The following is a 13,264-nucleotide window of genomic DNA, read 5'->3' as shown; positions in this document are numbered from 1 at the left end:
TTTTTATTATTCGTCTTTTTCCGCTATTTCCAACGTATTTTCTTCTTTATGGTAATGATGGAAGCTTTCGATTAAGGTATCTAAATGTTCAAGCTGATAGCTATATTCAATGATCGCACCGATGAGAGGGAACAGGTGATAATTGTCTTCTTCAAGACTTTTTTGCAGATAATGCTTGTAAAACGAATTCACTAACCCCTTTTTCCCAGAGCAAGCATCTTCGACAATTTCAGATTGTGGCTGAGATTTCACTTTTCCGATAAATTTGAGCAAAATTTGATCATGGTAATTTAACAAACAATCGAGTTCCGTCTTGATTGCTTGTTGAAATTCAATAGGGATATGATATAGTTCATTTTCTAAGCGATGAAGTAGTTTCAGCGTTTCTAATGCGCGATTGGTCGCCACAATCATTTGGCGATACAAAACGAGTTTTCGCGATTTGCTGTATTTATGTTTATGAAAATATGTGCGTTCTTCTTTATATAGTAAATAAAGCTGATCAAGCTTGATCATATTTTCTTTAAATTTTTCAATGTCTTCTTTAAGAAGATGGTGTTCGGATGCATGACGAATGTTCATGCGAATCCATTTTAAAATGTTTTCTGTGTTTTCAACAATTTTTAAATAGAGCTTTTTCTCATATTTTGGTGGAAGAAAAACTAAGTTGACAACAAATGCGGCGAGAACACCAAGCATAATCGTTGAAAAGCGGACAAGTGCGAATTGAATAAAGTTTTTGTCCGTATACTCCATAATCGCAATGACCGTCACAAGTGCAACCGAGATTGAAGATTCTAAACGCAGTTGAATGAAAAGAGCGATGACTAAAATGGCTGTCAATCCAACAATAAATGGATCATGTCCGAACAGAAGAACAAATACGATCGCAAACAATGCTCCGATGACGTTTGCCTGTACTTGTTCAACAAGCGATAAATAGGAGCGGTAAATGGTCGGCTGCATGGCAAACACAGCTGCAATTCCAGCAAAAACAGGGGATGGAAATTCAAATAATTTCGCTAAAAAGAGTGCGAATGTAATCGCAATCCCGGTTTTGAATACGCGGGCACCGAGTCTCATAGTTGTTCAAAATCCTTTCCGTTTTTTATCATGATGTGAGAACAACAAACTAATATACATCCTTTAGGAAAGGATATCAAGAGAGAAGGGAAAAAGTTAAAAGAACTGTCCCATTTTTTGCAGGGACAGTTCTTTATAAATCATTCTGTTGAAACGGAAGGATCTGCTTGCTCTTTAGCTGGGATCACTTGGAAGAAGTGATTTTCTGGTTGCTCAAGCAATGGTTTAAGCGAATTTGCTTCTTCGTGTTGCTCGTGTTCAATGAGAAGTTCAATATATTTTCCTAATAATTCTTGAACATCCGCTTTTCCTTTTTCGTTTAGTTTCTCAATGCGAACTTTTGCGCCTTTGGCGATGCGGCGCTCTAGTGCCGCTTTTGTGAGTCCCATTTCTGGTTGATGGCGCAAATACACAACACCGCCTGTCATTCCTGCACAAATCCAAGGCCCCGGATCGCCTAGCACAAGTCCGCGTCCGTTTGTCATATATTCGAAAGCAAACCCTTTAATATTGGCATGAACGCCAATATTTCCATGTTCTACTTCAGGAATTGGTTTGGTCACTTGGCCCCCGATGATCATGTCTGCTCCGGATAGACGAATTCCAGCGCGCGCATCTGCATTTCCTTGAACGACGAGCAATCCTTTTTGTGCACCGTAACCGAACCCTTTGCCAACGGAACCGTTATAAAATTTTCCGTCTTTTCCTTTTGCTTTAAAAATGAAGATGCCGCCGCCAAAAGCGGTTTTTCCGCTTCCGTCTTGCGCTCCGCCATCGACATGAATTTCAATGCCGCTCGTGTTGTAGGCGCCCAACCCGTTTCCAGGAATGGATCCGTCTTTATAACGCAGCGTGATTTTTGGCAGCTTTTTGTAAGAGCCATCTAAACGGCCGCGGACACGGTGGCAGGAAACACGGCTGCCAAGAACGCGCTGCTCTGCTGTTACTGTTGTAAACTCTCGAGAACGATGTAAATCTTCTACATAGTAATCTAAATATTCAGCTCCTGCCGCCACGACGAGTTGTCCTTGTTCTGCGGTTGCTGCGACTTCTTTTTGATGAGCGAATTGTCCGATCTCTAACGGTTTTAATAAATTCGTTAAATCCATTTTTCCTAATCCGCGTGTTTGTTCAAGCAAATCGGAACGGCCGACAAGCTGTTGAAGGTTGTCATAGCCGAGCGAAGCCGTTAACGCTTTTAGCTCTTCGCCAAAGGCTGTAAAGAAATTCACTAAATTTTGTACCGCTTGCTCGAATTGACGTGGAACGAAGCGGCGCAATCCGTGCTCTTTTGCTTGCGCCTCTGATTCAATTTGTGTTGCGATTCCGACGTGGCATGTATCTAAGTGACAGCCGCGGCAAGTTGTACAACCGATCGCAATCATCGCCAACGTACCGAATCCAACGCGATTGGCGCCAAGCAACATCACTTTGATGACGTCAAGTGCGCTTTTCATTCCACCGTCTGCCCATATTTCCACTTTGTTTCTCAATCCGGCTTCTAAAAGGGCGTTATGTGCCGCTTTGACGCCGATTTCCACAGGCAGGCCAACGTGTTGGATTGCATGAATTCGGGCGGCACCTGTACCGCCATCGAAACCGCTTAACGTAATAATATCAGCGCCTGCTTTTGCGATTCCTACAGCGATTGTACCGATGTTTGGAACAACCGGAACTTTCACGGCTACTTTTGCTTGATCGTTTGCTGTTTTTAGTTCGGTAATCATTTGAGCCAAATCTTCAATTGAATAAATATCGTGGTTGTTCGATGGTGAAATTAAATCCGATCCGATGGTTGCGTTTCGAGCTTCAGCGATTTTCGCGGTTACTTTCGAACCAGGGAGATGTCCGCCTTCTCCAGGTTTTGCCCCTTGCCCAATTTTAATTTCTAAAAGATTCGATGAATTAAGCAGTTCCGCATTCACGCCAAAGCGTCCGGAAGCGATTTGCTGCCCTCTTGTTCGCGGATATTTGCCTAACATATCTTTAATTTCTCCGCCTTCGCCGTTTAAGCTGACCATGTTTAAACGATCGGCCGCTTCTGCGTAGGCGCGAAAAGCAATTTCGTTTTGTGAACCGAATGACATCGATGCAATAACGAATGGGAGGCTATGTTCGCCAACAGAAATATCGACTTTGTCTTTCGGAATCGCTTTTTTCGCCTTTTTCAAATCGGTTAAATGGCGGATCGTTGTTGGCGTTTCCGTTTCAATTTCTGTTAATTTTTCACGATAGCTATCATATGAACCAGTTTGCGCCACTTCGCCAATCGCTTTCCAAATGCGCGGGAATACATGGAACGTTTTTCTTGGTTTCGCTTGCTTGTTGGCAAAATCCTCTGCACGCTCGATCGCATCTTTTTTCAGTGCTTCAAAATTGTATTCAAGCGAGTTGGAACCGAAGAAATTCACAATATTTAAAACAGATGCAATTTCCTCATGTAATCCGATCGAAGAGAAGAGGCGGCTATACCCTCGCAATTCGTGAATGCCGATCGTTGAAATGACTTTTTCTAGTCCTTTGTTTAACGCATGGAACAAATTAATCGATGGTCGGATCGATTCATCTGTGACCGTTGCAAACATTAAATAAGGACTGATCACGTTCGCTCCTAAACCGTAAGCAACAATGAAGTCGTGAAGCGAGCGAATGGCACCTGAACGAAGCAATAATGAACAGTCACGGCGCAATTGCGCTTTCGCTAGCGCTTGATCGATCGCGGATGTGACAAGCAATGGATCGATCCAAAGTTTTCCGTTTCGATGCGCTTCGGAATCGTCAATGACGATTAATGTTTTGCCGTTTTTAACAGCTTCACATGCTTCATCGGAAAGACGTTTTAAAGCGTCTGGAATGGTTTCTTCTATAGAAAATGTTGCTGATAAGAAATGGACAAGCTTTTTCTCTTGGAATGAATGAACAAGTTGATCGTAAGACGGTTGCTTCAGTTCTGGGGCACATTCGCAACCGATTTTCCCTTCAATTAAAATTGGCGAAAGCAATTCAACAACGTAAGATTCGCTGTCGGTTTCGAATAGGTTAGGGCGTTTGCCAACGACGGTTCTTGTTGAGAAATGTTCTGTTTCACGGTCGCGGTCAATCGCTGGGTTCGTTACGACAGCGACGCTTTCTTTAATGAAGTCCGCTAAGTTTTTTCGATTCGGATCGATGGCAGCTAAAGGAGCATCGTGTCCGAGCGAACGAATCGGTTCAACGCCTTTTTCAGCCATTTGTTCAAGCAATTGAATGTGTTCGCGATCCCAACCAAACGCTGCGTATTGGCCGTCATGCACTTTTGTTGGATGAGAAACCATCACATATTTTTCGAAAGATGGAGGATCTAATCGAAAACGATAGTTTGTGATGTTGATTCGCTTTGACAAACGAGAATAAACTTCCTCTTGATATTGGGCGTATTCGTAAACTTGAATGTTTCCATCTTCTCCCCACTTTAAGCCGATTTTTTCTCCTGGGGCGAGAGGTTTTGGTTCTCCTGTATATTCACTAGAAGGAATAATGCCTGGTTCGGATGAGAAGATGTAACGATCTTCTGTTTCTAATTTCCAAAGCGGGCGCAACCCAAGCGCATCGACGCTAAACACAGCTTCGTCCGCATAGCGAGAAATGATTCCGGCTGGACCTTGCGCAAAATGCCCCCATGCTTCACGAATGTAGGCATATAAGTCTTGTAAATGTTCTGGATAGTTTTTAATTTCGTTCACGATTGGAGGGAATAAGAAATCCATTGCTTCAAATAAGCTATACCCGTGGCGAGAAATGAGTGTTTCCATCGTTCGGCTTAAGTCTTGTGAGTCGCTTCCTCCATGTGTGAGCGGAACGCCGATCATCGCCGCTTCATCGCGCAGTTTAGCAATCGTATTAATTTCACCGTTGTGCCCTAATACGCTAAACGGTTGAACGCGGAAAAAGTTTGAAAGGGTATTGGTTGAATAGCGATTATGACCGAGCGTCATCGTTGAAGCGACAAGCGGGCTGGCAAGATCGTGATAGTACTTTGGCAAAATATCGCCTGCCCCCATGACTTTATATACAGCATGGTAGTTGCTTAACGAAGCGACGTGAATGTTCTCGTCTTTTTCAATTTCAATAAGAAGTTCGAATAGTTGTTTAGCTAGATTTGAAGAATCCGAAGGTAAAAGAGCCACTTGCCAAAACACAGGTTCTTCACGCAGAGCAATTGGTCCGAGCGCACTAGAAGATGTGACGCGGTCAGACTCGAAAATAAGCGAGAAACCAAAACGAGTAAAGAGTTCACGAATATGTTGTTTTTTCTCATCAACATTGACTGTTCGATTAATAAAAATATGGCCGACTGTAAAATCATCACGATCGACAAGTTGAGGGTTTGCTCCCGATTGCGCCAATTTTTCTTTCCAAAGCGCTTTTGGAATGTCGATATGAATGCCGACTCCATCGCCTTCGCCATTGATAAATCCAGCACGATGATTCATTTTAACGAGGGCGTTAATACATGCCATAATATTTTCTTTTGTTGGAATGCGACGCTTTTCAATGGCAGAAACAATTCCGCATGCATCATGTTCAGCGTGATGGAAATCTTTAAATGAACTTGGGTTCCATTTTTCTTTCATGTTTTTCGGCTTTAAAGTGGATGGTTTCCACTTCTCGCCTTGGTCACCTCCTATGCTGAATCTATGGTAAATGCTAAAATAATTTTAAAAAGATGTAATTTTCAGAATTGTATAGTTTATATTATCATGTTAAAAAAGTAAAATCAATTATTTATTCATCTTTTTGGATATAATATTCATTATCTGTAACAAAAAATCCATACTTTTTGTAATCGCTTTCATTTATTTATATAGAAAAAAGCAGAGAATTCTTTTTTCTCTGCTTTTTTAGGTTTTGTATATTTATGCATTTTTAAGTGATTTAAATGCATTTTTAACCGCTTCAATTGTATATTCGATATCTTGTTCGGTGTGAGCTAATGTAATAAACCATGCTTCATATTTGGATGGAGCAAGGTTAATTCCTTGTCTTAACATAAGTTTAAAGAATTTCGCAAACATTTCTCCGTCTGTCCGTTCGGCTTGCTCGTAATTTTCTACTTTTTCAGTCGTGAAGTAAACCGTGAGCGCGCCTTTTAAGCGGTTGATGGTAACAGGGATATCGTATGTGCGAGCATGCGTTAAAATTCCTTCTTCTAACATCGCGCCAAGTTTGTCAAGATGCTCGTATACTCCCTCTTGCTGCAATACTTCCAAGCAAGCAATTCCCGCTAAAATCGACGCTGGATTTCCTGCCATCGTACCAGCTTGGTATGCAGGGCCAAGCGGAGCGACTTGTTCCATAATGTCTTTGCGTCCGCCGTAGGCACCGATTGGCAAGCCTCCGCCGATAATTTTTCCAAGAGCGGTTAAATCCGGCTTCACGCCTAACAAATCTTGTGCTCCACCGTACATGAAACGAAAGGCTGTAATGACTTCATCGTAAATGACAAGCGCTCCCGCTGCATGGGCAATTTCGTTAATGGCTTCAAGAAAACCTGGTTTCGGTTCAACAATTCCAAAGTTCCCTACAATCGGTTCAACGAGAACAGCCGCTACTTCGCTTCCCCATTTGTCCATTGCTTGTTTAAAGGAATCAATATCGTTATACGGAACGGTAATGACTTCTTGAGCAATGCTTTTTGGAACACCGGCGGAATCAGGAGTTCCTAATGTAGATGGGCCAGAACCAGCAGCAACGAGAACAAGATCGGAGTGGCCATGATAACATCCGGCAAATTTAACAATTTTATCGCGGCCAGTGTAAGCGCGGGCAACGCGAATTGTGGTCATCACTGCCTCTGTTCCGGAGTTGACAAAACGCACTTTTTCCAATGAAGGAATCGCTTCTTTTAACATTTTCGCAAAAGTAATTTCGTAAGGGGTTGGTGTGCCGTATAGCACGCCATTTTCTGCTGCATGTTGAATCGCTTTTGTAATATGCGGATGGGCATGACCTGTAATAATGGGACCATAAGCTGCCAAATAATCGATGTATTTATTGCCATCAACGTCCCAAAAATAAGCGCCTTGTGCTCGTTCCATCACGACAGGTGCACCGCCGCCAACCGCTTTATAAGAGCGAGAAGGGCTGTTGACGCCGCCGACGATATGTTCGAGCGCTTCTTTATATAATTGCTCAGATTTTGTAAAATTCATTCCGGAGTTCCTCCTTCATCGATTTCTACTAACGCTTTTTATTCTAACACATTTGTATAAGCACACAATTTGTTCACTTCGTACATTTTCGTTACACTATTTTTATCGCTTAGTTATTCAACGAGAGGTGAGTAGGATGACATACGCAATTGAAGTTGAAAAATTGAGAAAGGAGTTTAAATCATATTCAAGCCGTTCCGGTCTGATCGGGGCGTTTCGTGATTTATTTACGAGAAATTACAAAATCATTCGTGCGGTTGATGATATTTCGTTTAAAGTCAAACAAGGAGAGATGGTTGGATATATCGGTGAGAATGGTGCAGGAAAATCAACAACCATTAAAATGTTGACCGGCATTTTAACTCCTACTTCTGGTAAAGTGATCGTGAACGGGATGAATCCTCATAAGGAACGAGAAAAGTTTGTCCAAACCATCGGGGTTGTCTTTGGCCAACGATCTCAACTGTGGTGGGATATTGCTGTACAGGAGTCTTTTCGTCTTTTAAAAAAGGTGTACCGAGTATCGGATCGCGATTATAAGGAGCATATGGAACATGTCATCGAGACGCTTGATATTGGTCCTTTATTAGACAAGCCCGTGCGCAAATTATCACTTGGGCAGCGAATGCGTTGCGAGTTGGCAGCTGCTTTAATTCATAATCCGCCGCTTCTCTTTTTGGATGAACCGACCATCGGTTTAGATGTGCTTGTCAAATTGAAAATCCGTCAGTTTTTAAAGGAAATTAATGAGAAATATAATACGACGATTTTACTGACAACGCACGACATGTCAGATATCGAAGCGCTTTGTGAGCGCGTCATTATGTTAGATGAAGGAAAAATCATTTATGACGGCTCATTGCAAAAACTCAAACAAAATTGGGGAGAGGGCAAACAAATTCAATTTCAGTTTCGTCATGAAGTGACAAAGGAACAGCTGATTTCGTTAACAAATGATTTGAACGTAAAATGGGAAGCTGGCGAGCAAAGTCATAGTTGGATTGCTCACGTTCGCGCGCAAGATATGGCGGAAGTGATTGGAAAAGTGGTCGCTGCGTATGAAATTAAAGACATTAACATTCGGGAAACATCTACTGAGGAAATTATTCGCAACATTTATGAAGAAGGGATTGTCCATGGCTAAGTATATTGAGATGATTCGCATTCGTTTTTTAATGATGCTTGCTTACCGAACCAATTATTATAGCGGCATTTTAATTTATAGCATCAATATCGGCGCTTATTATTTCCTATGGTCGGCGATTTACGGAGGACAATCATCGATTCAAGGAATGTCCGCTACACAAATGACCACGTATGTCGCTGTCGCCTGGATGGCTCGGGCTTTTTATTTCAATAATATTGATCGTGAAATTGCGATGGAAATTAAAGAAGGAAAAGTAGCGATTGAATTGATTCGTCCTTACAGTTATTTAGGGATGAAAATGATGCAAGGACTCGGGGAAGGAATTTTCCGTCTCTTTTTCTTTTCCGTTCCTGGAATGGTGATCGTCGGATTGATTTTTCCGCTTCAATTGACAACGAATTTGCATACGTGGGGCTATTTTGCGATTTCTACCCTTTTGAGTTTTATGATCAATTCTCAACTGAATTTACTTGCGGGAGTTCTCACGTTTTTTACGTTGAATGGTGAAGGGTTGTTGCGGGCAAAACGATTTGTCATTGATCTTCTTTCAGGTCTGATTTTGCCGATTAGTTTTTATCCAGAGTGGGCTCAACAATTGATGAAATATCTTCCTTTTCAAGGGATTAGCTATATTCCGAGCATGATTTTTACGGAAAGTTTTACAAACGATGAGATTCTTCAAGGGTTATTATTCCAAGCGGTTTGGGTCATCATTTTAGTGATTCCGATTCAGTTTTTATGGAGGATCGCGAAGAGAAAGCTCGTCATTCAAGGGGGATGATCTATGTTTTACATTTCAATCTTCTTTCAATACATGAGCCAATACTTAAAAACAAAGTTGCAATATCGGGCGGATTTATTGGTTGAGTTTTTGTCGGATTTAATGTTCCAAGCGGTGAATTTAATATTCATTCTTGTTGTTTTCGGGCATACGCAAATGTTGCATGGATGGACGCGTGATGAAATCATCTTTATTTATGGCTTTTTTTTAGTTCCGTTTTCCGTCTTTGCTTCTTTCTTTAACATTTGGGATTTTAATGAACGCTATATTGTAAGAGGAGAAATGGATCGCGTGTTGACGCGCCCGGTGCACAGTTTATTTCAAATCATTCTTGAGCGAATGGAGCTTGAGTCGCTTCTTGGGGGAGTAACAGGACTCATTATTATGGCTTATGCGGGTTCGCGGCTGCATCTTGCGTTTCATTGGTACGATGTGTTTATTTTTATCTTGTTTGTATTAGGTGGAACGCTTGTGTATGCCGGCATTTTTATTTCGCTAGCAACCATCAGCTTTTGGTCGGATGCGCGAAGCTCGATTATGCCGATGATGTACAATATTGGAAACTATGGCCGTTATCCTGTTGATATTTATAACCGCGTCATCCGTTATATTTTAACGTGGGTGTTGCCGTTTGCTTTCGTAGGCGTCTATCCTTCCGCTTATTTTCTCGGCAAGAAGGAATGGTATGTGTATTCATTTTTAACCCCAGTGATGGGAATCGTCTTCTTTATGATTGCTATTTTCCTATGGAATGCAGGAGTGAAGCGGTATCGGGGAGCAGGAAACTAGTTGGAATGTTTCGGACCATCCCTCGTATATATGGACATAGACGGAGGGATGGGTGTGGGATACATTTTTCTCGTAGTTATTGTGGTGATGGTATGTGTAAGTGTTGTTTCTATGTGGACAATCGAACAGCGATCGAATAAGGCTGTTTCCTTTGAAAATTTTTTATCCATTCTATTTGTATATTTGACAGTGATGATCGGTTTTGGGCTTATTTATGCAGTCTTGCAAGTAAACGGACATGCTATTTTGTTGGAGAATGGATATGTGTTTGGAAAGGGCGATTTTTTAGGAAATCTTCAAACGAGTTTTTATTTCAGTGCAATAACATTGCTTTCAGTTGGATATGGTGATATTGTTCCAATTGGGATTGGGCGATGGATTGCAATCATCGAAGCGCTGTTGGGATACGCGCTTCCTGCCGCTTTCGTCGTTCAAACGGTTATGGATTTTGAGAAAAAATAGATGTGGAGGGATGAATGGTGCAAATTGGGCAACTTGCGCCGGATTTTGCTTTAAAAGCAAGCAACGGTGAAATGGTTCAATTATCTGATTTTCGCGGAAAGTATGTCGTTCTATATTTTTATCCTAAAGATATGACGCCAGGATGCACAACAGAGGCTTGTGATTTCCGCGACCATTATCGTGAATTTCAAGATTTAAACGCAGTCATTTTAGGAATCAGCACGGATTCGTTGGAACGTCATCAAAAATTTATAGAAAAATATAGCTTGCCATTTTTGTTGTTAGTTGATGAGCAACACGAAGCGTCTGAAAAATATGGGGTTTGGAAGTTGAAGAAAAACTTTGGGAAAGAGTACATGGGAATTGAGCGCTCAACCTTTATCATTGATCCGAATGGGATATTAATCAAAGAATGGCGAAAGGTAAAAGTGAATGGGCATGTGGAGGAAGTATTAAAATTTTTGAAAGAAATTTCTTAAACAAGGCAAATAACTATACGGCTCGGGGGTGTTGAGCGTACTCTATAGTAGGGCATACACCTCCTCGGATAAAAAATTTGGCGATCTCATTCGTGTGAGATTGCTTTTTTTTGGAGTAAAAACATCGGACAAATCATATAATGATACTTGAAATGTTGACAAAATCACAGATTTTCTTGTACACTGATTATAAAAATTATAAAATAATAATTATAATTTTTTTAAACGAAAGTGGGGTGCAAGGCGGTGTCGCACGCACAACAATTAAAAGAAGCGCTTCATACATTGAAAGAAACAGGTGTTCGTATTACCCCGCAGCGTCACGCGATACTCGAATATTTGATTCAATCAATGTCCCATCCTACAGCCGATGAAATTTATAAGGCGTTGGAAGGGAAATTTCCGAATATGAGTGTCGCAACCGTGTATAACAATTTGCGGGTTTTTAAAGAAGTCGGTCTTGTTAAAGAATTGACATACGGCGACTCTTCAAGCCGTTTTGATTTTGTGACGTCTGACCATTATCATATTATTTGCGAGCAATGTGGGAAGATTGTTGATTTTCATTATCCGGGATTAGATGAAGTAGAAGCTTTAGCGGCTCATGTAACAGGGTTTAAAGTGAGTCATCATCGAATGGAAATTTACGGAACATGTCAAGAGTGTCAAAAAAAGCATGCGCACTAAAAAGCTGATAGCGAGAGGAAGCTATCAGCTTTTTGATTTTTTCGATTTTCGATTATATTTTTCATCAAATTCTTTTCCTTCTAGTTCAGGGTCAAGGGTTAATGGCTCGTTGCAATACATGCACATATCTACTCTTCCAAGCATTTTCGTTACTTTATTGCAAGAAGGACATACAACTTGGACAGTCCTTGTTGATAACATACCAATCCAGAAATATACAACTGTACTTGCAATGATAAAAAGTAGCCCTAAAATCATAAATATCGTCATAACGAGCATGGATGTTCGGAAAAATACTCCTACATACATCACTAAAAAACCGATAAAGATTAAGCTTAATGCAAATGTTCGAATTTTGTTAATCTTGCTTGAATATTTTAATCCCACTTTTTTTCCCTCCTAAAATAAACTATATCATAAGATGAATGGGGAAGCAGGGATTTTTTCGATTTTTGTCGAATGGAACAAAACTATCTAAAATTGGGGGAATTGTGATGGAGGATTTACTTCGGCCGATTTATCAAGAAAAGGCGAGTCATAAAAATACTCTGGGGATTTTAATGATTGAAAAAGTAGTTCAACACTCTCCTGTGACGGATACGTTCAATATCGTTTTGTTTGTCATTGTTCAAAATGCTGAACATCCTGTTTTTATTAAACATTATGCTTTTCATGACCAAAAAGCTGCTTTACATATTGTTGATGAGCAAAAAGTGCGGGAGTGGATTTTATACGGTTCCAATCGAAAAGTGATTGATTGGTTGTTAAATGGAAAAATTTTATTTGATCGAAATGAATATATATCGAATTTAAGAAAAGAATTGTTAGAGTTCCCTAAAGAAAATAGAAAGTTAAAAATGGGATTAGAGTTTGCGAAGTTGATTCGCAGATACATGGAGGGGAGAAGTTTTTTTGAGAAAGAGCAATTTTTAGATGCTTACAATCATGTTCTTCATGCTTTGCACCACCTTGCACGGCTATCCGTAATTGAACATGGATTTTATCCTGAAGTAACCGTGTGGAACCAAGTTAAGAACATTGAACCGCAAATTTATAAGCTGTACGAGGAATTGATCGAAAGTGAAGAACCGTTATACAAACGATTAGAATTGTTATTTTTAGCGAGCGATTTTTTAATCCATTCCAAATTGGATGTAGGGGCTAGTCATTTAATCAGCGTGCTTGAGACAAAAAACGAACCGTGGTCTATTTTTGATATGTATCGTCATCATGAACTTGAAGCGTATTCTATAGATCTTGTCATTATGCTTGAATTTTTAGTGGAGAAAAACGTGTTATCGATTGAAACTGTTCATACGAAGGGGCAAGGGATTTATCATCGTTATTATTTCGTTGAAAAAAATTTATAAAAAGGTGTTGACTTCAGAAAATAGCCATGATATATTTTAAGACGTCGCTACGATGATGTGGCGATGTGAAATAAGAAGTTGACAATGAAAAAACATGATGTTATGATGAAGAGGTCGCCTTGAGCAGGCGAAAAGTAATGTTCCTTGAAAACTGAACGAAACGGAAGCGTGAAAGCTAGCGAGAAAACTTTCTATGGAGAGTTTGATCCTGGCTCAGGACGAACGCTGGCGGCGTGCCTAATACATGCAAGTCGAGCGGACCGAATGGAAGCTTG

11 protein-coding genes and 1 rRNA gene are annotated in these 13,264 nt (G+C 40.6%); 8 read left to right on the top strand and 4 right to left on the bottom strand.

Going from position 1 to position 13,264, the window contains the following annotated elements:
• Positions 1-6: 6 nt before the first annotated feature.
• The 3 genes from EDD69_RS11865 to EDD69_RS11855 all read right to left on the bottom strand — a co-directional run bounded on the left by EDD69_RS11865 (position 7) and on the right by EDD69_RS11855 (position 7,274).
• The gene (locus EDD69_RS11865; RefSeq protein WP_132949164.1) at positions 7-1,083 is read right to left on the bottom strand and encodes an FUSC family protein; all 1,077 of its coding nucleotides are present in this window, start codon (positions 1,081-1,083) and stop codon (positions 7-9) included.
• 140 nt (positions 1,084-1,223) lie between these two features.
• The gene (locus EDD69_RS11860; RefSeq protein WP_132949163.1) at positions 1,224-5,696 is read right to left on the bottom strand and encodes a glutamate synthase-related protein; all 4,473 of its coding nucleotides are present in this window, start codon (positions 5,694-5,696) and stop codon (positions 1,224-1,226) included.
• A 282-nt stretch (positions 5,697-5,978) separates the two neighbouring features.
• Positions 5,979-7,274, bottom strand: a complete 1,296-nt coding sequence (locus EDD69_RS11855) for a glutamate-1-semialdehyde 2,1-aminomutase (RefSeq protein WP_132949162.1) — start codon at positions 7,272-7,274, stop codon at positions 5,979-5,981.
• 136 nt (positions 7,275-7,410) lie between these two features.
• Here EDD69_RS11855 and EDD69_RS11850 point away from each other — a divergent pair, with 136 nt between their 5' ends.
• The 6 genes from EDD69_RS11850 (at position 7,411) to perR (ending at position 11,619) form a co-directional block, all read left to right on the top strand.
• Entirely contained in the window at positions 7,411-8,418 is a 1,008-nt protein-coding gene (locus EDD69_RS11850) for an ABC transporter ATP-binding protein (protein ID WP_132949161.1), read from the top strand.
• Positions 8,411-9,202, top strand: coding sequence for an ABC transporter permease (locus EDD69_RS11845; protein WP_132949160.1), 792 nt, complete (start codon positions 8,411-8,413; stop codon positions 9,200-9,202). The genes EDD69_RS11850 and EDD69_RS11845 overlap by 8 nt, the downstream gene beginning before the upstream one ends.
• Before the next feature lie 3 nt (positions 9,203-9,205).
• Positions 9,206-9,991, top strand: coding sequence for an ABC transporter permease (locus EDD69_RS11840; RefSeq protein ID WP_132949159.1), 786 nt, complete (start codon positions 9,206-9,208; stop codon positions 9,989-9,991).
• Between the two features lie 54 nt (positions 9,992-10,045).
• Positions 10,046-10,453 (top strand): potassium channel family protein, encoded by a 408-nt coding sequence (locus tag EDD69_RS11835; protein ID WP_132949158.1) that lies wholly within the window; start codon positions 10,046-10,048, stop codon positions 10,451-10,453.
• A gap of 14 nt (positions 10,454-10,467) precedes the next feature.
• Entirely contained in the window at positions 10,468-10,932 is a 465-nt protein-coding gene (gene bcp / locus EDD69_RS11830; RefSeq protein WP_132949157.1) for a thioredoxin-dependent thiol peroxidase, read from the top strand.
• A 246-nt stretch (positions 10,933-11,178) separates the two neighbouring features.
• Positions 11,179-11,619: a peroxide-responsive transcriptional repressor PerR gene (perR, locus tag EDD69_RS11825; protein WP_132949156.1), complete on the top strand. Its 441-nt coding sequence runs from the start codon at positions 11,179-11,181 to the stop codon at positions 11,617-11,619.
• A gap of 24 nt (positions 11,620-11,643) precedes the next feature.
• On the opposite strand, the gene EDD69_RS11820 is transcribed toward perR, so the two are convergent.
• Complete coding sequence (locus tag EDD69_RS11820) at positions 11,644-12,006, bottom strand: YgzB family protein (RefSeq protein WP_132949155.1); 363 nt, start codon at positions 12,004-12,006, stop codon at positions 11,644-11,646.
• Between the two features lie 107 nt (positions 12,007-12,113).
• On the opposite strand from EDD69_RS11820, the gene EDD69_RS11815 reads away from it, so the two are divergent.
• Entirely contained in the window at positions 12,114-12,989 is an 876-nt protein-coding gene (locus tag EDD69_RS11815; RefSeq protein WP_132949154.1) for a nucleotidyltransferase-like protein, read from the top strand.
• A gap of 190 nt (positions 12,990-13,179) precedes the next feature.
• Positions 13,180-13,264, top strand: a 16S ribosomal RNA gene (locus EDD69_RS11810); the annotation flags it as partial.

The organism is Thermolongibacillus altinsuensis, from assembly GCF_004341205.1.
In the GTDB taxonomy this organism is placed as follows: Bacteria; Bacillota; Bacilli; order Bacillales; family Anoxybacillaceae; genus Thermolongibacillus; species Thermolongibacillus altinsuensis.
The sequence above is the reverse complement of the archived record's forward strand: the minus strand, read 5'-3'. Positions and strand labels throughout refer to the sequence as shown.